The sequence below is a fragment of the Paraconexibacter sp. genome (genome assembly GCF_059438195.1).
In genome coordinates this window covers 1-20665 of sequence record NZ_JBLKKY010000025.1, presented here as the reverse complement: position 1 = coordinate 20665, position 20665 = coordinate 1, and the positions used below count along the sequence as shown (strand labels likewise).

The 20665-nt window shown below is 74.9% G+C and carries 14 protein-coding genes; 10 read left to right on the top strand and 4 right to left on the bottom strand.

The window, feature by feature from the left end; all coding sequences use genetic code 11:
* Nucleotides 1–6: 6 nt before the first annotated feature.
* Both ACME2J_RS10520 and ACME2J_RS10515 read right to left on the bottom strand, forming a co-directional pair.
* Nucleotides 7–369, bottom strand: coding sequence for a cupredoxin domain-containing protein (locus ACME2J_RS10520; RefSeq protein ID WP_495544865.1), 363 nt, complete (start codon nucleotides 367–369; stop codon nucleotides 7–9).
* Nucleotides 370–422: 53 nt separating this feature from the next.
* Nucleotides 423–1922 carry a SulP family inorganic anion transporter gene (locus ACME2J_RS10515; protein WP_495544864.1) on the bottom strand — a complete coding sequence of 500 codons (1500 nt, stop codon included), beginning with the start codon at nucleotides 1920–1922 and terminating at the stop codon, nucleotides 423–425.
* A gap of 384 nt (nucleotides 1923–2306) precedes the next feature.
* Here ACME2J_RS10515 and ACME2J_RS10510 point away from each other — a divergent pair, with 384 nt between their 5' ends.
* From ACME2J_RS10510 to ACME2J_RS10490, 5 genes are all read left to right on the top strand, one after another.
* A complete protein-coding gene (locus ACME2J_RS10510) occupies nucleotides 2307–3374 on the top strand; it encodes a hypothetical protein (RefSeq protein WP_495544863.1) in 1068 nt (355 codons plus the stop codon).
* Between the two features lie 71 nt (nucleotides 3375–3445).
* Nucleotides 3446–7813, top strand: a complete 4368-nt coding sequence (locus ACME2J_RS10505; RefSeq protein ID WP_495544862.1) for a hypothetical protein — start codon at nucleotides 3446–3448, stop codon at nucleotides 7811–7813.
* The gene (locus ACME2J_RS10500) at nucleotides 7810–8991 is read left to right on the top strand and encodes a hypothetical protein (RefSeq protein ID WP_495544861.1); all 1182 of its coding nucleotides are present in this window, start codon (nucleotides 7810–7812) and stop codon (nucleotides 8989–8991) included. The genes ACME2J_RS10505 and ACME2J_RS10500 overlap by 4 nt, the downstream gene beginning before the upstream one ends.
* Nucleotides 8991–10709 (top strand): hypothetical protein, encoded by a 1719-nt coding sequence (locus tag ACME2J_RS10495; RefSeq protein WP_495544860.1) that lies wholly within the window; start codon nucleotides 8991–8993, stop codon nucleotides 10707–10709. Before ACME2J_RS10500 ends, ACME2J_RS10495 begins: the two co-directional genes overlap by 1 nt.
* A gap of 70 nt (nucleotides 10710–10779) precedes the next feature.
* Nucleotides 10780–11976 carry an alcohol dehydrogenase catalytic domain-containing protein gene (locus tag ACME2J_RS10490; RefSeq protein WP_495544859.1) on the top strand — a complete coding sequence of 399 codons (1197 nt, stop codon included), beginning with the start codon at nucleotides 10780–10782 and terminating at the stop codon, nucleotides 11974–11976.
* A 55-nt stretch (nucleotides 11977–12031) separates the two neighbouring features.
* On the opposite strand, the gene ACME2J_RS10485 is transcribed toward ACME2J_RS10490, so the two are convergent.
* A complete protein-coding gene (locus ACME2J_RS10485; RefSeq protein ID WP_495544858.1) occupies nucleotides 12032–12736 on the bottom strand; it encodes an alpha/beta hydrolase in 705 nt (234 codons plus the stop codon).
* A gap of 5 nt (nucleotides 12737–12741) precedes the next feature.
* Complete coding sequence (ftsH, locus tag ACME2J_RS10480; RefSeq protein WP_495544857.1) at nucleotides 12742–14625, bottom strand: ATP-dependent zinc metalloprotease FtsH; 1884 nt, start codon at nucleotides 14623–14625, stop codon at nucleotides 12742–12744.
* 91 nt (nucleotides 14626–14716) lie between these two features.
* Here ftsH and ACME2J_RS10475 point away from each other — a divergent pair, with 91 nt between their 5' ends.
* The 5 genes from ACME2J_RS10475 to ACME2J_RS10455 all read left to right on the top strand — a co-directional run bounded on the left by ACME2J_RS10475 (nucleotide 14717) and on the right by ACME2J_RS10455 (nucleotide 20609).
* Nucleotides 14717–15625, top strand: a complete 909-nt coding sequence (locus tag ACME2J_RS10475; RefSeq protein ID WP_495544856.1) for a lytic transglycosylase domain-containing protein — start codon at nucleotides 14717–14719, stop codon at nucleotides 15623–15625.
* 117 nt (nucleotides 15626–15742) lie between these two features.
* Nucleotides 15743–16063, top strand: a complete 321-nt coding sequence (locus ACME2J_RS10470) for a hypothetical protein (RefSeq protein WP_495544855.1) — start codon at nucleotides 15743–15745, stop codon at nucleotides 16061–16063.
* 146 nt (nucleotides 16064–16209) lie between these two features.
* Nucleotides 16210–16572: a hypothetical protein gene (locus ACME2J_RS10465; RefSeq protein ID WP_495544854.1), complete on the top strand. Its 363-nt coding sequence runs from the start codon at nucleotides 16210–16212 to the stop codon at nucleotides 16570–16572.
* A gap of 424 nt (nucleotides 16573–16996) precedes the next feature.
* The gene (locus ACME2J_RS10460; protein ID WP_495544853.1) at nucleotides 16997–18850 is read left to right on the top strand and encodes a TolB family protein; all 1854 of its coding nucleotides are present in this window, start codon (nucleotides 16997–16999) and stop codon (nucleotides 18848–18850) included.
* A gap of 325 nt (nucleotides 18851–19175) precedes the next feature.
* The gene (locus ACME2J_RS10455; RefSeq protein ID WP_495544852.1) at nucleotides 19176–20609 is read left to right on the top strand and encodes an MFS transporter; all 1434 of its coding nucleotides are present in this window, start codon (nucleotides 19176–19178) and stop codon (nucleotides 20607–20609) included.
* Nucleotides 20610–20665: the final 56 nt, after the last annotated feature.

The window sequence follows — 20665 nt, the reverse complement described above, 5'->3', positions numbered from 1 at the left end:
CGGGGGTTACCGGACGATGACCTTGCCGGTCATCCCGACGGGGTGGATCGTGCAGAAGTAGCTGTAAGTGCCCTTCTTGGTGAACCTCACCTTGTGGGTCCCGCTCGTCTTCACCTTCGAGCTCTTGAACTTCCGCTTGCCGCGGGACCGCACGTCGTGACGGATGCTGCCGTCCTTCCACCGCCAGACGACCGTGTCGCCGCGGCGGATCCTCAGGGTCGCCGGCTTGAACTTCACGTCCTTCAAGGTGACCGTCTTCGTCGCGGCCGCCGACGCCGTGGGCCCTTCGCCGGCCGCCGTCGCGGTCCCGGCGAGGAGCGCCGTCCCGGTGAGGGCGGCGAGGACGATCGTCATGCGCATGCGGGCCATTGCGCGCCGGAGCGTCGCACGGATCAGTGATCCGGCGCAATGGCCTCCGCGGCTCAGTGCGCCCCGACGAGCTGGCCAGACAGGGACTCGTGCAGCTCCCTGCTCGTGCGGTTGAGGCCGGTGATCTCGACGGCGACCCCGTGGCGGGCGTAGTGGGACTCGACGGCGTCGAGCGCCGCGACGGCCGAGGCGTCCCAGACGTGGGCGCGGGACATGTCGATGAGGACGCGCGGCGGGTCGTCGGCGTAGCGGAAGGCCTCGATGAGCTCCTGGTCGCTGGCGAAGAACAGCTCGCCCGTCACCGAGTAGATGCAGGTGCTCTCGTCCGGATCGACGACGCGCTCGACCTCGACGAGGTGCGCGACGCGCCGGGCGAACATCGCCATCGCCGTGAGGACGCCGACGCCGACGCCGATCGCGAGGTTGTGGGTGAGCACGGTGACCGCGACCGTGACGACCATGATGAACGTCTCGCCGCGCGGCATCCGCCGCAGGGTCGCCGGGGCGACGCTGTGCCAGTCGAAGGTGGAGACGGCGACGAGGACCATGACGGCGACGAGCGCGGCCATCGGGATGACGGCGACGAGGCTGCCGAGGCCGACGACGAGGACGAGGAGGAAGATGCCGGCGCTCGCGGTCGAGAGCCGGGTGCGCGCGCCGCTGGTGCGCACGTTGATCATCGTCTGGCCGATCATCGCGCAGCCGGCCATGCCGCCGAAGAACCCGGTGACGACGTTCGCGATGCCCTGGCCGCGGGCCTCGCGGTCCTTGTCGGACGGGGTCTCGGTGATGTCGTCGACGAGCTTGGCGGTCAGGAGCGACTCGAGGAGGCCGACGACCGCGAGCGTGAGCGAGTAGGGCGCGATGATCGAGAGGGTCTCGAGGCTCAGGGGGACGGACGGGATCCCGAGGATCGGCAGCGCGCCCGGCAGCTCGCCCTCGTCGCCGACCGTGGGCACGCCGACGCCGGCGAACACGGTGAACAGCGTGAGCGCGACGATCGCGACGAGCGGCGCCGGGACGGCGCTCGTGAGCCTCGGGAGCAGGACGATGACGGCGAGGCCGGTGAGGACGAGCGCGAGGACGGCGGGGTCTCCGCCCGCGAGATGCGGGAGCTGGGCGAGGAAGATGAGGATCGCGAGCGCGTTGACGAAGCCCGTCATGACGGACCGCGGGATGAAGCGCATGACCTTCGCGACGCCGAGCGCGCCGAGCGTCACCTGCATGACGCCGGCGAGGACGGTCGCGGCGAGGAGGTACTCGACGCCGTGGTCCTTCACGAGCGAGACGACGACGAGGGCCATCGCGCCCGTCGCCGCCGAGATCATCGCCGGGCGCCCGCCCGTGATCGCGATCGCGACCGCCATCGTGAACGAGGCGTAGAGGCCGACCTTCGGGTCGACGCCGGCGATGATCGAGAAGGACACCGCCTCGGGGATGAGGGCGAGCGCGACGACGAGGCCCGCGAGCAGCTCGACGCGCAGGACGGACGGCGGGGGCAGCTGCGGCCGCGGCAGACGCGGCCGGGGTGAGACGAGGGAGGTGGCGGGCATTCGTGCTCTTTCGATCGGCGCGCCGGCGGCTCCGGCCGCGCGCATGGCGGAGGCGCCGGCATCGGCGCCGTGGAAGTCTGTGGTGGTCGGCCGGCGTGGCCGAGCCGGGGCGGGCGGCGCCGGTCGGCCGTCGCGTCCCGTCTCGGCGAGGCGGGGCGACGGCCCCTGCGGCCCGGGTCGGGGTGCGTCGCCCGGGACGAGGTCGCCGGCGGCCGGCGAAGCCGGGAAGCTTACAGCGCTTTCCCGTGCGAGAAGGCGGACGTCGTGTGACGACGGACACGGACGGTCCCTCGAGCCGCCCGCGTCGTACCGTTGCCCGTCATCGCCTCTCCTTCCCCGACCCCGCCTCCGTCACCGGTCACCGGCCTCGCGCACGTCGCGACGGTGTCGTTCCTCGCTGGACGCATCACGCCGGCCGGCGCGTTCTGGGTGTCGCTCGCCGGAGGCATCGCTCTCGCGCGCATCGGCGCGCGGACGGGTGCCCGTGGCGGCTACGGCGCGTCGATCGCCGCGATGACCGAGACCGTCGCGGTGATGGGGCCGGCGCGACTCAGCGGGCCCGTGACGCAGGCGCTCAGCGCGCCGCTGCTCGGCGCGATGCACGCCGCGGGCCGCGGGTTCGCGGCGCTCTTCGCGGCGTGCCTGGCGATCCGCCTCGCGCACTACGTCGTGCTCGCGGCGTTCGTCCTCACCGTCGTCGTCGGCGGCATCGACGCCTACGTCGACTCCTACGACCGCGTCATCGAGCTCACCGGCGACCTCCTCCCGTCCGGGACGCTGGCGGCGCTCGGGCTCGCGGTGCTCGCGAACCTCGCGGGCGCACTGCTCTTCACGACCGTTCAGGTGAGCGTGTACCGGCGCGCCTTGCGCGAGGAGGAGGCGGTGCCCGCGGAGACCGCGCTGCGGCGTGCGCCCGAGGCCGCGCACGCCGGCTGGGCGCTCCGCGGGCTCGCGACCGCCGTCGTCGTCGCCTGGGTGGCGATGCTCGCCGTCCCCTCGTGGGCCGTTCTCGGCCTCGTCGCCGGCGCGGTCGCCGCCGGCGCCGTCGCCGCCCGGGCGACGCGCAGCCGTGCGATGCGCTTCGGCGTCGTGCTCGGGCTCGCGCTCGCAGCCGGTGCGCTCGCGCCGGCCGCGCTCGGCGCCGTCGACCTCGACGACGCGGCGCGCCGTGCCGTGCGCGCCGTCCTGCTCGTCCTCTCCGCCGCGCTCGTCCAGGCGATCGCCGGCGCCGACGGCGTCCGCAACCTCGCGGCGGGCGCCCTGCACCGGGTCCGGCGGCTTCCCGCAGCCGCCGAGGCCGCCGCCCTCGCGCCCGCGCTGCGTGCCGACCGGCGGGTCGTCCCGGCCTCGTGGGAGCTCATCGGGCGCGTCCGCGACGCGGCGCCATCGCCCCGGCGGCTCGGGGACGCGGTCGTCGCCTGGGTCGGGGACGAGGCGCGCCGCGGACCCTGACGCGGGTCGCGACCGACTTTCTTCCGGGGCGATGGTTGCGTCGCCCGTCGCAGGTGGAGATACTCGCCGCCGTGCCGACCCCCGCCCCCTCGCTCGCGGCTCTCGGGGACCTCCTCCGCGGTCTCGGATCGACCGTGGGCCAGCTCGTGAGCTGCTACGTGCGGGCCGGCACGGGCGACCCGACGAGCTGGACGCACTTCCTCCTGCCCTTCGGCACCCCGGCGACGCCGCTTCCCGTCGGCGTGTGGTTCACGGATCCCGGGACGAACGTGAGCGTGAGCCAGGCGCACGCGACGGCGAAGGCGACGCTCGACCCCACCGGCCTGCCGAGCCAGACGGTCCGCGTCGTCGTCGACCTCGACCTCGCGGCGATGCCGTCGCTCGCCGACCCGCGGCTCCAGATCGTCATCTGCACGGAGCGAGGCGTGCTCGACGACGGCGGGCCGGACCCCGCGCGCCTCGGCGTCGCCGTCATCGACGTGAGGGCCTCGGCGACGAGTGGCACGCCGTCGGCGATGCGCTTGGCGGTGACGCTTCCTCCGGGGGACGGGAGCGTCACCCGGGCGTCGGTCGAGGCGAGCGTCACCCCCAGGGCGGGCGCGGGCACGGCACCTCTCCACGTGGGCCTCCTCGACGGCGCGGTCACGCAGCAGCCGGCGCTCCTCGCGACGACCGTCGGGCTCGCGAGCCTGCCCGCCGGCCTCGGCGACACGCTCGGCGGTCTCCTCGGCGGCGTGCTCGGCGGCATCCTCGGTGGGGCGGGACTCACCGTGACGACGAGCATGGGCCACATCCACGCCGTCGACCCCGACGGGCCGGTCACCGGGCTCTGGGCCCGCCTCGACCCGTCCGCCGCCGTCGCGGGCGCCCCCGTCGCCTGGGCCGCCGACATCGAGGCCTCGGCGGCGCCGGGGGCCCGGCCGGCGGTGACGACCGACGACCCGGGCGGAGCGTTGCGCGTGCGCTACGCGGTCGCCGCACGCAGGTCCGACGGGACCGAGACGCCTCCCGGCGGCGACTCGGTCCCGGCCTCCGTCGCCCCCGGCGGCTCCGTGCAGGTCGCGCTCCCTCCTGCGCCGTCGGGCTTCCCGGGGTTCTCGGGCTGGCGCGTCTACCGGGCGCGGCTCGACGGCGACGAGTGGGCGACCCCGGTCCCGGTCGGCGACCACGGCGCCTCCGCGTCGTTCACCGACGCCGTGCCGGCCGACGACCCCGCGGGGACGCTGCCGCCCGAGCCCGCGGCGGTGACCCTCGTCTGGCACGGTCCCGCGACGCCGACGCCGCTGGCGCTCGCCGTCGAGATCGAGACCCTCGACGAGACGCTCGACGCGCTCGCTCCGCCCGCGCGCCCGACGATGCGCCTCACCGGCGACCTCGCCCTCCCGGCCTCCGTCCGGCTCGGCCTCGCCCCGGCACGCGGCACGCAGCGGGCGATGGACGTCCACTGGGAGAGCGGGCCGGCGGGCGCGCGTGCGGCCGTCGACGTCCGCCTCGAGCGCCCGCGGGGAGGGGTCGACGCCGTCGTCGCCTCGCCGGCGCTTCCGCGGACGATCGACCTCGCGCTCCTCCTCGACACCGCGACGCTCACGACGCTCACCTGGAACGCCGCCGACGCGTGCACCGCGACGGCGGCGGCGCGGCTCGTCGCCCGCGACGGCGCCATCCTCGAGCTCACCGACGTCTCGGTCGCCCTCCCCGAGCGGTTCAGCATCGGCCTGCGGGCCGCCGACGACACGGCGAGCGGCTCCCCGCCGGTCACCGACGTGCGAGCGGCCTGGCGCGCGTCGGCGGCGACGGGTCCCCTCGTCGCGCGGGTCGTCGAGACGCCGGCCGCCTCGTCGGGCGATCCGCCGACGCTCACGGACGTCCGCGTCGAGAGCCTGCCGGTCTCGCTCGCCGCGCACCTGCGCCTCGGCGCCGAGGGGGCGACGGACCCGCCGCTCCTCGTCGACGCAGGGGGCTGGTCCGGTGCGCCGGCGCCCGGGGACGTCCCGACCGAGGCGCCGCAGGTCGGCGGGGCCGGCGACCCCGTCGAGGGCCTGCGGCTCGTCCGCCGGCCGCGACCCGCGACGCTGCCTCCCCTCCCGGCTCTCGGGCGCGGTCCCGGTCTCGCCGCCGACGTCCGCAGCACGCCGACGGGCCTCGAGCGACTCGACCTCCGCGCGAGCGGCGTCGGGTCGGTGCGGATCGACAAGGCCGCGGGGGCGGACACCGACGTCAAGGTCACGGCGGCGCTCGAGCCGACGAGCGCGCGGCTCCAGCTCGCGTCCGTCGACGAGGACGGCGTGCCGGCGACGATCCACGTGCGCGCACGGCGCCTCGGCCCCGCGCTCGAGCTCCACATCGCGAACCTCGACGAGCGCTATCTCGACGTGACGCTCGGTCCCGAGCTGGACGCGATCGAAGGCCTGCGCATCTTCCAGGAGTCGGGCGGCACGACGGGCGGCGCGGCGCACCCCGTCGCGTCCCACCGCCCCACGACCGGCTCCCCGGTGTCGAGCGTCGTCGCCGCGCTCGACGCGGTGCCGCGCGGCCGGTCGCAGATCTCGCTGCACCCCGTGGGGGACGCGCCGCCCGCCGGCTCGGCCGAGTCCCGGCCCATCCGCGTCGACGCGCGCCTCGGCGAGGACGATGACGGGCCCGCGCGCCGGCTGCGCCTCTCGCTGCGCTCGTCGGCCGACGGCGAGGGCGACCGGCCGGTCGACGTCGACGTCGCGCTGCCTCGCGAGGTCCAGGCCGTCCTCCAGGGCGATGCGGGGACGCTGGGGCCCGAGACGCGCGCCGCGGCCGGCGGCGAGGTCGTCCTGCAGGATTCGCTCGGCGTCTTCGAGGCGGGCTGGCGTGGGCGACGCGTCCGCTGGGCGGGCGGCGCGGGGACAGTGTCTGACGTCCCGGACGCGACGCATCTCACCGTGACGCCCGACGGCGGCAGCACGACCCCCGCCGAGAACGCCGGCCGGCCCGCGGCGAACTGGTACTGGGTCGTCGACGATCCGGCCCGGGACGCCGGGGTCCGCATCCACGCCTCGCATCCGGTGCGCGCCCGCGTCGCCGCCGCCGCGCTCGGCGGCTGGGGGCTCTGCGGCGTGACGACGACCCCGCAGGTCCGGGTCGAGACGATGCCGGACCTCGTCATGCCGCTGTCGCTCGCCGACGCGTCGCGCGGCGCCACGGCCGGGCTCGCCGTGCGCATCGCCGGCCTCGTGCGGGCGGCGCAGTCCTCCTGGCGGGGCGAGGGCGAGATGGCGCGGCTGCTCGGCACGACGTCCGACCCCGCGACGCTCCGGCTCCCGCCCCAGGCCGACGTCCTCCCCGAGTCGCCCGAGGCCGAGCCGGTTCCGCTCCCGGATCCGCTGCCGCCGCCACCGGCGCGCCTGCCGCCGCCGCTCTCGTGGCTGTGCGTCGACGTGCGCCTCGAAGACCGGCCCGTCCGCTCGCTCGCCGCGGTCATCCACCAGCCGACGGAGCGGCCGGACGCGGCGGGACTCACGGGTCGCCAGCGCACCCAGGGCGCCCAGCCGCGGCTCGACCTCGGCCGCGACGCCCTGCGCCTCCGTCTCTTCGACGTGCCCGACGGCGTCCGCATCCGCACGGGCCCCGGCGCGATGGAGTTCGCCAACAGCGACGCGATCCGCGGCGGCCGGATGCACGCCGAGCCCGCGCTGTGGTTCCGCAGCCCAGCGCCTTTCGCGGAGGCCGGCTACGGCAGCACCGTCATCAACGAGTTCCCGCCGAGCCTCGTCATCGCGTCCGGCGTCGCGGCACCCGACCTCGGCGGCGGCGTGACCACCACCGGGTCCCTCACGTTCGGCTCGCTCACCGCGCGGTCGTGGAACACGCCCGCGACCCGCATCCTCGTGAGCGGCGGGGACCTCGATCTCGGCCGGCAGCGATCGGTCGCCTGGGACGGACCCCGCTCGGGGTCGCGCGACCCCTGGGCACGGGACACCGCGACCGACAGCTCGCTCGGCTCCGAGATCTTCTGGTCGCTGAGCGACGTCTGGTTCATGCGGCTCTCGCCGACCGGGAGCGGAGCGGGCGAGCTCGTCCTCTTCACGCCGGGCGAGCCGAAGGGGGAGGGCGACCCGAAGTCGGCGCTCCAGGTGCGCGCGACGGCCGTCGCGGTCACGGCGCGCATCCTGAAGGTGAAGCTCGGCTCCCGCGAGATGGTCCCCGCGCGCCGGGCGGCGCTCGAGGCCGGGGGCTGGCCGACCGAGATCGCCGCGGAGATCCAGATGGACGGCGTCGAGGGCGCGTTCGCGGTCGGGATGGACGACCTCACGATCCTCGACTGGATGCAGACCGACCAGACGACCGCCGGCCACTGGTGGATGGCCGCCTACGGCGCGATCCCCATCGGTTCATCGGCCGCTCAGTTCGGCTCGAGCGCCGGCACGATCGACCTCCGCGACGCCCCCTGGGATCCGTACTGGGCATGAAGAAGCTCGTCCTCCACCACCAGTACCGCATGGGGATGGCCTGGGACATCTCCGGCTTCGACAACCACGGCCGCACCCAGCAGGTCGCCGCCGGCACGGGTGACCACGAGGGATCGCTGCGCTTCGCCCAGCCCGGCAGCCGGATCGACGTCACGAGGGCTCCGTCGCTCGATCCGTCGGGCGCCTTCCGCTGCTCCGTCCTCTTCGACCTCTCCGGGCCGCCGACGCGGCGCTACAACCTCGTCGAGTCCCATCTCTCCTTCGCGTTCTTCATCGAGAAGGGCTACCGCCTCATGGCGACGATCGTCGATGCGACCGGAGCGTGGAACGGCGTCACGACACCGCTGCAGATCGACCCGTTCTACGGCGGCGGCCTCTCGGGCTGGCACCGCGCCGACTGCGGCCACGACGGCGTCTCGACGATCTGGATCGCGGTGAACGGCCGCGTCGTCGCGGTGCGCGACGACGTGCCCGGACCCGTGCGGCCGGCCGGTCCGAACGGGATCTCGATCGGGCACTGGCCGGAGCCCGACGACCGGTACACGTTCGCGGGTCATCTCGCGGAGACGTGGCTGTGGATGGACCGCCCGGATCCGCCCGTCGACGACTGCTGCGTCGATCGCGAGGCGCTCGCACGCGCCGACGAGATCCTGCGGGCGAAGGGCTGGGGCGTGCAGGAGGCGCGCGACATGCTCGAGAAGCTCGCGATCGCCGGTGGCGAGGTGCGTGCGTCGCTCGACCCCGCGGCACGACCGGACTACGACAAGACCGCTGCGCGCCTCCGCGCCGCGCTGCACGGGCAGGACTGGCAGGAGGTCGGCCGCCAGTCGGCGCACGCGCGGCACATGGCGGAGGCAGCCGTCCCCGAGGCCGACAGGGAGCGTCTCGCGCGCGACGTCGTCGACGCGATGGGCGACCTCCTCACCGATCGCGCGCTCGTCGAGGCCGCGCTCGCGGCGCTCCTCTGCGACAAGGCCCCGCCCGGCGACCGCGGTGACGACGGCGAGGACCGCTGCCGCGACTGGACGCACTGGGGGCTCGAACGGGACCCCGGCGAGGACGAGGCGCCGGAGCCGAAGGACGGGGAGGACGGAGGCGTCCCGCCGGAGGTCGGGTACCCGCCCGCGAAGAAGCCGAGGCGGCGCGAGAAGCCGCAGCGACCGAAACGGAGCACGTGATGGCGATCGTCGACGCGAAGCTGGTCCGGGAGCTCGCCCGCCACGCGCGGCCCAACCTGCGGTTCTCGGACCTCGAGCAGTTCTTCCCGGTCCGCGCCGAGAGCTGGCTCACGCACGCGACGAGCGCCCCGTGGACCGAGGACCCGGACGACGTCGGCGCCCTGGGGACCGACCCGCACCTGCGCGGCACCGCGATCATGGCGAGCGACGACGCGATGGAGGATCTTCCCGGCGCGAAGGTCGCCGGGCCTCCGAACGACGCCGACGACCCGCTGCGTCTCGTCGCCGACGCAGCGCCCGACGCGATCGGCAACCCCGACTACGCCGGTCGTCGCGGTGACGATCTCTTCCTCACGTTCGGCGGATGGCGCGATCGCGACGAGCCGCGCCTCGGCGGCGACCTCGACTATCTCTACGGCGCGTTCTCCGAGCTCGCGTCCGCCCTCGACCACCGGCTCGCCTGGCATCCGCCCGCGCAGGAGCCCAACCGCCCCGACTTCGGCCACGTCCAGCCCGCCGCGCCCGCCGTGTACTGCGAGGCGGACTGGGCCGCCGTCCACCCGCGCCTCGGGCTCGGCGACTTCGCGGGCGGCGCCGAGGACGTGCTCGCCCGCTACCTGCAGCTCACCTACTACTACCTCTTCCCGGCGCGCCAGCCGCTCGCCGATCCGCCGCAGGAGGGCGTGCGACCGCTCGAGGGGCAGTGGGCGGCGATCAGCGTCTTCTACCCGGTGGCGGAGATCGGCCGCGAGCGCGACGAGGAGGGCCGGCCGGCCCACGTCGAGATGGACCCCGACGTCCTCCCGGAGCTCGTCGCCTTCAGCCTCGACCCGTTCGACGACGCGCCGACGAGCACCGTGCTGCGTTTCGGGCCTCCCGACACGCAGGTCTGGGCGATGTCGGGGGCGCGCCACGCGCACGTCGCGGCCTACGTGGGCGCGGGCACGCACCGCTTCTTCAACTCCCCGAACGCCGACGCGGTCGTCCACTTCCCACCGGCGTGGCCCGAGCTCGACTACGAGCCGGGCGGCGACTGGGAGGGCTTCTCCCTCGTCGTGATCGCCGCGCTCATCGGAGCGATCGTCGGGCTCGTCATCGCCGTCATCGCGGCGTGGGCGCTCATCGTCGCCGGGACCGCGATCGTGCTCGCGGTGCTCGCCGGGCTCGGCATCATCCTCGCGGTCGTCGCCGCGGTGCTCATCATCGCGCTCGTCATCTGGCTCCTCGTCTCGCTCCTCTCCGAGCTGTGGGACGACGACGCGGATCGCGGTGACATCCCCGATGCCTCCGACGCGCCTGTGAGCGGCGGGCCGAGCGTCGGTGATCCCGCGTACGGCGAGCCGGCCGAGCCGGGCGCCGACCAGGCGCCTCCGGGCGGCGCGCCGGCGGGAACCGGTGCCGGCGGCGGCGCGCAGGGCGACCCGACCGGGTGGTGGCCGACGAACGAGGGCTCCGAGAAGGCGTGGGACGTCGGCTTCTTCGACACGATGGTCATCAGCCGCTTCGCGGCGCACGTCAAGGAGGACCCCGCGCTCGCCGAGCCGGCGTGGTGGCGGTTCGCCGGCCGATGGGGGATCCAGGTCCCCGACCGCCTCGACCGCGAGTGGGAGTCGGGCACGCGGCGCACCGATCGGCACGGACGCTCGTGGGCCTACTGGCATGCGCACGCGCTCGTCAACCACCTCGTGACGACCGCGCCGGGACCGTCGGGCCCGTAGCTCCGCCGCGTCGCTCGCCTCGCCCCGGGTAGCGCCGTCGGGACGGAGCAAGCCACGAAGGGAGCGATCCATGAAGGCCGTCGTGTTCCACGACGTCGGCGACATCCGCGTCGACGACGTCGACGAGCCGGTGCTGCAGGACCCGACCGACGCGATCGTGCGCCTCACCGCGAGCGCGCTGTGCGGGACCGACCTGCACTTCGTGCGCGGCTCGATGGCCGGCATGGAGCCCGGCACGATCCTCGGCCACGAGGGCGTCGGGGTCGTCGAGGAGGTCGGCGACGACGTCCGCAACCTCGAGCCGGGCGACCGCGTCGTCATCTGCTCGACGATCGGGTGCGGCAGCTGCAACTACTGTCGCGCCGGCTACTTCGCGCAGTGCTCTCGAGCGAACCCGAACGGCCCGGACGCCGGGACGGCGTTCTTCGGCGGCCCCGCGCCGACGGGTCCGTGGCACGGTCTCCAGGCGGAGAAGGCGCGCATCCCCTTCGCGCACGTCACGTGCGTGAAGCTGCCGGACGACGTGCCCGACGACGAGGCGATCCTCCTCAGCGACATCTTCCCGACCGCCTGGTTCGGCGCCGAGATGGCCGAGATCCGGCACGGGGACACCGTCGCCGTGTTCGGCTGCGGGCCGGTGGGGCTCTTCACCATCGTGAGCGCGCAGCTCCAGGGCGCGGGCCGCGTCCTCGCGGTCGACCAGATGCCCTCGCGCCTCGCGCAGGCTCGCCGCCTCGGCGCGGAGGTCGTGGACTTCTCGCGGGAGGATCCGGTGCAGGCGCTGAAGCGGCTCACCGGCGGACTCGGTCCGGATCGCATCATCGACGCGGTCGGCGTCGACGCCGAATCGCCCGGGGAGGCCCGCGACGAGAGCTACGAGCAGGAGGTCTCCGAGGTCGCGCCGGAGACCCCGTCCCGCGGCTCGCGCTTCCGGCGGCCGGGCGACGCGCCGTCCCAGGCTCTGCGCTGGGAGGTCGAGGCCATCGCGAAGGCCGGGACGCTCGCGATCATCGGCGTCTACCCGCCGCAGGCCGAGCACTTCCCGATCGGCGCCTTCATGAACAAGAACCTCACCTTGAAGGCGGGGAACTGCAACCACCGCCGGTACGTGCCCGAGCTCGTCGAGCTGGTGCGCTCGGGTGCGGTGACGCCGTCGCGGATCCTCACGCAGGTCGAGGACCTCACCGGGGCGATCGAGGCCTACGAGCGGTTCGACGAGCGGCGGGAGGGCTGGCACAAGGTCGCCTTCGACCCTGCGACGGTCTGACGGCCTGGAGGACGGCGCGCGCCGCCGGGGCATCCGGCGGCGCGCCCCTGCGGGTTCACCTCGTCTCCGTCGACGTCACCGGCATGCGGCGCCGCTTCCCGAAGCCGAGCACCGGAAGACGCAGGCGGGCCTCCTCGGGCGGCTCCCCGAGGAGCGTCTCGACGGCGAACCGGGCTGCGGCGCCGTCGAAGCTCCGGTGGTGGCGGAGCATCGCGTGACGGCCGCCCTCGACGAGGACGAAGTCGACGTCGGTGTGGCGGTCGAGGCGCTGGGCGAGACGCGCGGCGCGCACCGGGCTCGCGATCCGGTCACGGTCCCCGTGGACGATGAGGATCCGCGTTCCCGCGACCCCCGAGGCGACGTCGTCCGGGTACACCCAGGGGGCGAGCGCCGCGACGCTCCTCACCGCGTCGTGCCCGGCGGCGAGGAGCGCGGCACGACCGCCGAGGGAGTGCCCGACGAGCGAGACGGGGAGCGGCCCGAACCGGTCGGCGAGGGCCTCGAGGGCGAGACGGGTGTCGTCGACCGGCGTGTGCGACGCGTCCCAGCCCCGGTAGCGGTTGAGGAGGCGCAGGACCGCGAGCCGGCCGCCGGCCGCCTTCGCGATCCGCCGGGCGATCGGGATCATCCGGACGACGGAGAGCTGGGTCGGGCTCACCATGGCGGCGCGTCCACGGCTCGCTCCGCCGTGGAGCACGAGCACCGCGCCCCGGGGGCGTTCGGGGACGGCGACGTCGATGAGCGTCGGGGTGAGCTCCACGGTGCTCAGCCGCGCGCGCCCGCGCCCTGCGGCGTCCCCGGCACCGGCTTGCCGAGCATCCGGTAGATCTCGCTCCCGTCGATGACCTCGCGGTCGAGGAGCCGCTCGACGAGCTCGTCGAAGACGTCGCGGTGCTCGCCGAGGATCCGCTCGGCGCGCTCCTCGGACTCGCGGAGGATCCGCGCGACCTCGACGTCGACGCGGTGCTGGACGTCCTCGCCGTAGGGCCGCGTCTCGAGGCCGGGGATGCCCGCGCCGTCGTCCTGGGTGCGGTAGCCCACCGGGCCGAGCTCGTCCGAGAGGCCGAACTCCCGGACCATGCGGGTCGCGAGCTGCGTCGCGCCCGCGAGGTCCTCGGCGGCGCCGGTCGAGAGCTCGCCGAACACGAGGCTCTCGGCGGCCCGCCCTCCGAGACGGACCGCGAGCGTGTCGGCGAGGAAGCTCTCGGGTGCCAGGCGGCGCTCCTCGAGCGGCATCTGCTCGGTGGTGCCGAGCGCCTGGCGCGCGGGGAGGATCGTCACCTTCGCGACCGGATCGCCGTTCTCCGCCGCCGCGGCGACGAGGGCGTGGCCGGACTCGTGGACGGCGACGCGCCGCTTCTCGTCGTCGCGGAGGATGTCGGAGCCCTGCCGCTTGCCGATGATGAGCTTGTCGCGGGCCTCCTCGAAGTCCGCCGCGGTGATCTCGTCCCGGTCGTGGCGGACGGCGTTGATCGCCGCCTCGTTGACGAGGTTCTCGAGCTGCGCGCCGCTGAAGCCGGGGGTTCCGCGAGCGACCGTCTCGAGGTCGACGTCCTCGGCGACCGGCTTCCCGCGCGCGTGGACGCCGAGGATCTTCGTGCGGTCGTCCTGCGTCGGGAGCGGGACCTCGACGTGGCGGTCGAAGCGGCCGGGGCGCAGGAGAGCGTCGTCGAGCATCTCGGGGCGGTTCGTCGCGCCGAGGATGACGATGCCCGAGCGCGGGTCGAAGCCGTCGAGCTCCTTGAGGAGCTGGTTCAGGGTCTGCTCCTGCTCGTTGTTCGAGGCGATGTTCTGCTGGGTGCCGCGCTTGCGGCCGACCGAGTCGAGCTCGTCGATGAAGATGATCGCCGGCTGGCGCTCGCGGGCCTTCTCGAAGAGGTCGCGGACGCGGGCGGCGCCGACGCCGACGAGCATCTCGACGAACTCCGAGCCCGAGGCGGAGATGAACGGGACGTCCGCCTCGCCGGCGATCGCGCGGGCCATGAGCGTCTTGCCGGTGCCGGGAGGGCCGAGGAGGAGGACGCCCCCGGGCCCGCGGGCGCCGAGCCGGCGGAAGCGGGCGGGGTCGCGCAGGTAGTCGATGATCTCGCTCACCTCCTCGCGGATCTCCTCGTAGCCGGCGACGTCGTCGAACGTGATGTCGGGCCGCTCCTCGTCGATGATCTGCGCCTTGCTCTGGCCGACGCCCTGCATCTGCGAGAGCTGATCGCCCATCTGCGAGCGCGCGCGGCGGATGACGAACCAGATGAGGCCGCCGATGAGGAGAAGCGGGAGGAGGAAGATGAGGAGGGTGCGCCACCAGCCGGAGGACGGCGCCTCGGCGGTGATCGCGACGTCCTGCGCGGCGAGCGCGTCGCGCAGCTCCTCCTGGGGGAGGGTCGTCGGGATGACCGTGTCGAAGACCGTCCCGTCGCTGAGCTCGCCGTCGACCCGGCCGTCGGCGTCGATCGTCACGCTCTCGACCTCGCCCGACTCGACGAGACCGACGAACTCGCTGTAGTCGACGTCCTCCGAGCGGTCGAACGTCGCCGGGAGGACGAGGACGGTGAGCGCGAGCGCGAGGAGGCCGACGAGGACGAGCGGCCGCCAGTTCGGCCGCTCGGGGCGCTGCTCGTCGTCGTCGTCGTCGGGTCGGGGGTGCCAGGACACGCGGGGGGTCTGCTCCTCGTCGGGGTCATCGGTCTGGTACCCGGAGTGGGACCGGCTGATCCCCGGGGCGAGGGCGACTACCCTCGGGAGGGTGCGCCGCGCCTCCGTCGCCGCCGTCCTCGCCGCTGTCCTCGCCGTGCTCGCGGGCGTCGCGCTGGCCCGCTCGACCGAGGACTCCGGGCCGGCCTCGCCCCGGACCGCGACGCAGCCCGCCGCCGTCGAGACGGCCGACCTCCCGGAGCCGGACGCGCACGTCCCCCGGGGACCCCGCGGGCTCGCCCGCGAGCTGACGACGACGATCCGCCGGCTGCGGGGCGCCGTCGAGACCTGGCGCGAGGAGGGCGACCCGTCGACGGGACGGCCGCCGCGCGACGTGACGCTCCTCGCCCTCTTCCACCAGCGCCTCCTGCGGGTGGCGAGCACCGAGCGCCGCCTCGGGGACGACGCGATCTCGCGGCTGCCTGACGACGTGCGCGGCGAGGCGCGCGACATCGTCCGCGCCCGTCGCGCCCTCGCGGCGATCCCGACGGGCGGCGCGAAGCCGCCGCCCGTGCGGGTGGCCCGGCCGGAGCCGGCCGGCGTCCTGCGCGAGGCCTACCGCGACGCCTGGCGGCGCTTCGGGGTCGGCTGGCACGTCCTCGCCGCCGTCAACCTCGTCGAGTCGGCGTTCGGCCGCGTGCGCTCGGCGAGCTCGGCCGGCGCGCGGGGGCCGATGCAGTTCCTCCCGTCGACGTGGCGGCAGTACGGGATGGGGGGCGACATCGACGACGCCGGCGACGCGATCATGGGGGCGGCGAACTACCTCAGCGCCTCGGGCGCCCCGCGGCGGTACCGCCGGGCGCTCTTCGCCTACAACCGCTCCACGGCGTACGTCTCGGCGATCCTGCGCTTCGCCCGGCGGATGCGCAAGGACGAGCGCGTCTACTACGCGCTCTACGCCTGGCAGGTCTACGCCCGCGGCCCCGACGGCGTCGTGCGACGGCTCACCGGCCCGCGCTGAGCGGTCTTCCCGGCGCGCGCAGCCCGCGAGCGGCGCGCTGGGGGACGAACGTCCTCTTGCCCGCTCCCGACGGTCGGCGTAGCGTCGTGCCACCGACCACCACAGGAGGGAGCAGCGATGTACGCGAGCCTGAGGACGTATCGCGTCCAGCCCGGATCGGTGGACACGACGATGCACCGCGTCGACCGCGACTTCGCGGAGGCGCTGGCGATGGAGCCGGGGTTCGTCGCCTACCAGGCGATCGACACCGGCCACGACATGATCATGACGATCAGCGTGTTCGAGACCGCCGAGCAGGCGGAGGCCTCCAACGATCTCGCGGCGGAGTGGATCGCCGATGAGCTCGTCGACCTCAACGTCACCCGCGTCGGGGTGATGAGCGGGGAGGTGCGCGTGAGCCGCGCCCGCGCGGCGATGCTCGAGGCCGCGCACGCCTGAACCGCGCCGTCACGGGGCGTCGTCTCGCGGCGACGCCCCCGTGCCGCTCCTCCGCTCCGGACGCCCTTGTCTCGCCGGTCGTCGAGTGGGACAGTGAGCGGACAGGCCCGGCGGATGGCCGGGTCGCGAGAGCAAGGAGTCGGTCCATGGCTGATCACGTCCTGTTCGTGAGCTGGGGCACTCCGGTCCGCGGGCGCGAGGAGCGCGCGCTCGAGGTCTTCGAGGAGGCGCTCGGCATCCTCGGCCGCAAGCAGCAGGAGGGACGCCTCGAGTCCTTCGACGTCCAGCTCCTCACGCCGAACGGCGAGCTGAACGGCTACATCACGTGCCGAGGGACCGCGGAGCAGATCGATGCGCTCCGCGCGGACGAGGAGTTCCAGCGCAACACGCTCGACGCGCAGATGTGCGTCGAGGGCATCACGCACATCGAGGGCTTCTGCGACGCCGGGATCGCCGGGCGGATGCAGATGTACCGCGAGGCGCTCGGCAAGGTCCCGCAGCGCGCCTGAGTGACCGGTGGCCGGCGCCCGAACGACCGTGCGGGCGCCGGCGTCCGTCATGCGGCCAGGCGGACGCATGCCGACTCGCGGCGCCGCGACGTCGCGCCGATCCAGGCTGCCGGGACCCCCGTACCGAGCACAGAATGGATCACGAGACGCTCCGGCATCACCTCGCGCACGCCGCGGATCGCACCGGCGGCGCCGCCGCGCGGCGGCTGGGTGCCGCGCGGCCCGAGGCCGACCGCTTCGTGCCGGGTGCGGCCGGCTGGCTGCGCCGATGGGGACCCGGACGTGCCGGGATCGCCCCTCCCGCGTGCGCGTGCCCTCGACGCGGCTGTCCCGTCTGCAGCTGAGGCTCACGCGTCTCCGGCGGCGCTGAGGCGCGCCGGAGCGGCTCCGGCACGGCATGGCGCGCCGGGAGTATGGTCGCGCGATGAGGGTCATCGCAACCGCCGTCGCAGCTCTGTGCGCCGGCGTCCTCGCGGTCGCGCCGGCCGCGTACGGCCAGGACTCCGACGCGCCTCCCGGGGCGCTGCCGCACTGGCTGCCGAGCGAGCGCTGGGTCTACCAGCACTGGCTCCCCTACGACGAGGACCGGCTCGAGCGGGTGCTCGGACGCACGCGCGGGGAGCTCTGGCGCCATCTCCGCGACGACGCGGCGCACGACCTCGCGCAGCTCGCCCGCGCGCGCGGTCTCTCGCCGCGCGAGGCGGCGGTGAAGCTCGTCGCCCCGCGCCGGGACGAGGTGTCCCGCGCTTGGCACCGGACCCTCGTGCGGCGTGCCGAGAGGACCCTCACGCAAGGCCATCTCTCGCAGCACATCCTCTTCCACTCGCTCCACCAGCTCGCGATCCCGGACCGGGCGCGCTGGATCTTCGGCGTCGACTCGGTGGAGGAGTACCTGCGCATGCGGCGGGCGGAGATGAGCCCGCAGCAGATCGGACGTCTCCACGGCCGCACGCAGGACGAGATGCTCGCGAGGGCGAACGCCGCGCTGCGCGCCGCCGCCCGCAAGGGCGTGCGCACGAAGGCGATGACCGCGCGGCAGGCACGCATCCTCCTCGACCGGCAGCTGCGCCAGGTCCCGCGCTTCCTCGGCCAGTCCCGCTACAACGGACCGCCGCAGACGAGCTCCGCGTCCACGCCGCTCCTGCCGCCGAACGACTACGCGAACAACCCGTCCATCGCCGCGGACGGGACGAGCGTCGTCTTCGACGCCTACCGCGCGACGATCCCCGAGGCGAAGGCCCTCGGCGAGATCCGCGTCGAGCGCGTCGACCTCGTGACGTCGGCGAGGACGCAGGTCGCGCCCGTGCCGGGAGCGCGCGGGCCCCAGTCCGCGTACAACGCCGTCCTCTCCTCGGACGGGCGCTCCGTCGCCTTCGAGCTGGCGGAGGGCAACCGCAACTTCGCGAAGCGCTACGGCGCGATGCGCGTCCTCCACGCCGACCTCGCCGCCGGCGCGGTCTCGGACCTCAGTCACCTCGGCGTCCGCGGCTCCCGGACGGCCTACGACCCCGCCCTGAGCGCCGACGGCGTCGTCGTCGCCTACCAGACGACCGACGACCGCGGGCGCGGCGGTCGGTCCGAGAACGCGCTCGAGGTGCGCGACCGCCGGACCGGGGCGGTGACGCGGCTCGGCGTGGGAGGCGATGGCGCCGCGCTGTTCGAGCCTCGCCTCAGCGGTGACGGGCGGCGCATCGCCTTCACGACGGCCGACGGCGGCTCCGAGATCCACGTCCGAGACCTCCCGGCCGGTCCGACGACCCGGGTCGCGCGGGCGGCGCGCGAGCCGTCGCTCTCCGCGGACGGGCGGCTCGTCGCCTACACGACCGGGCGCGACGGGCGCTCGGTGCTCGCCGTCCGCGACCTCGCGTCGGGCGCTGTCCGGCGGCTGACGACGACGGCCGACGGCCACGCGGTCGACCCCGAGATCACGCCGGACGGGCGCTTCGTCGTCTACGCCCGGCGACGCGGGAGGCGCGCGCGGGTCCACCTCGCCGACGTGCGCACCGGCGAGACGGTCGTCGTCAGCCCGGCGGACGGGGGCGCGGCGAGCGAGCCCGACGTCTCGGCGGACGGCACCCGCGTCGTCTACACGACGACGGCGCGCCTCGGCGGGAAGCCTCGCGGGACCCCGGGGGTCGTGCTCGCGGACCTGCGAACCGGGACGACCACGCTCCTCAGCTCGCACGATCCGATCAAGGCGGGACCCGGCGCGAAGGCGGCGCGGCGCGCGGCCGCGGCACGCGCCGGCAGGCCGCCGCTCCGCGAGCTCGCGCCGTAGGGCACCGCGAGCGCGTGGCGGACCACGCGCTCCCGAGGCCGGGGCGGGGCCGGAGCCGCGGCCCCGGCAGGCGTCGTCACGCGCGCGGCCCGAGTGTGAGCGACAACACGGTCCTCATACCTACCAGGGGTATACGCTGCCGCTCGTTCATATACCCCCCTCCCGTATGACGAGCCTCCCTCACGACCGACTCCTCCGACGCACCCGCCAGGACGGCGGGGTCCCTCGGCGAGAGCAGCGCGGAGCGCTGCGTGTCCGCCGAGCAGCGCAGGGGAGGCGGTCGAGGGGCGAGCCGTCACGGGCCGGACAGATGAAGGGACACCTCATGCCTGCCGCAGACCCGCGGCGCTGGACGGCCCTCGCCGTCATCGCGCTCGCGCAGTTCGTCGTCATCATGGACACGTCGATCATCGGCGTCGCCCTCCCCGAGATCCAGCGCGATCTCGGGTTCTCGCCGGAGAGCCTCTCGTGGGTGTTCAACGCCTACGTCGTCGCCTTCGGCGGCCTCCTGCTCCTCGGCGGCCGGCTCGCGGATCTCCTCGGCGCCCGTCGCGTCTTCGCGGTCGGCTGGGGCGTTCTCGCCGTCGGGTCGCTCGCCGCCGGTCTCGCCGACTCCGTCGGCGTCGAGGTCGCGGCACGCGCGGTCCAGGGCGTCGGCGCCGCTCTCATCGCGCCGTCCGCGCTCGCGCTCCTCATGGCGCTCTTCTCTCACGACCCGCGCGAGCTCGTGAAGGCCTTCGCCATCTACGGGGCGGCCGCGCCGGCCGGCGGGACGGCCGGCGTCTTCCTCGGGGGCGCTCTCACCGAGTGGACGAGCTGGCCGTGGATCTTCTACCTCAACATCCCGATCGCCCTCGGCGTGCTCGCCGTCACCGGTCGTCTCATGCCGGCCCTCGGCGGGCGCCGCGGCACCGTCGACGTCCTCGGCGCCGTCCTGGCGACGGCGGGTCTCGCGGCGGTCGTCCTCGGCGTCGTGCGCGCCCCGGACGAGGGCTGGGGCGCGACCGCGACGCTCGTCCCGGTCGCCGGCGGGGTCGTGCTGCTCGCCGCGTTCCTCGCTCTCCAGTCGTCGCGGCGGGAGCCGCTCGTGCGGCTCGGCCTCTTCCGCGCCCGGAACCTCGCGGCGGCGAACGCGAGTCAGCTCCTCCTCGGCGCCGCATGGATCCCGATGTGGTTCTTCCTCAACCTCTACCTCCAGCAGGTGCTCGGGTACGGGGCGTTCGCGGGCGGAGCGGCGCTCCTCCCGATGACCGCCGCGATCATGGTGCTCATGGTCCTCGCCGCTCCGCGTCTCGAGGCGCGGCTCGGCGCCCGGCCCATGGTCGTCGGCGGCCTCGTGCTGCTCGGGGCCGGCCTCGCGGTGCTCTCCCTCGCGCGTGCGGAGGGGAGCTTCGTCGTCGACGTCCTCCCGGGCTCGCTCCTCGCCGCGACCGGCATGGCGCTCGCCTTCATCCCGTCGCTGGGGACCGCGATCCGCTCGGTGCCTCCGGAGGAGGGCGGCCTCGCCTCCGGCATCGTCAACACCGCCTACCAGGTGGGATCGGCTCTCGGGCTCGCGGCGATGACCGCGGTGGCGAGCGCGTCGGGCGCGGATGCCGTCGGCGACGTCGGGGCCCTCACCGACGGGTTCTCCGCGGCGTTCCTCGGCGCGGCCGGCATCGCCGTCGTCGGAGCGGTCGTGGCCGCCGCGACGCTGCGGACCGAGGCGCGACCGCTCGAGGAGGTCGCCGAGGAGCCGCGTGAGCTCGTCGCGGCGTAGTCGCGGCCGGTCCGCGGCCCCATGCATGTCGTGAGGTAGCGTCGGGCGCGTCGTGG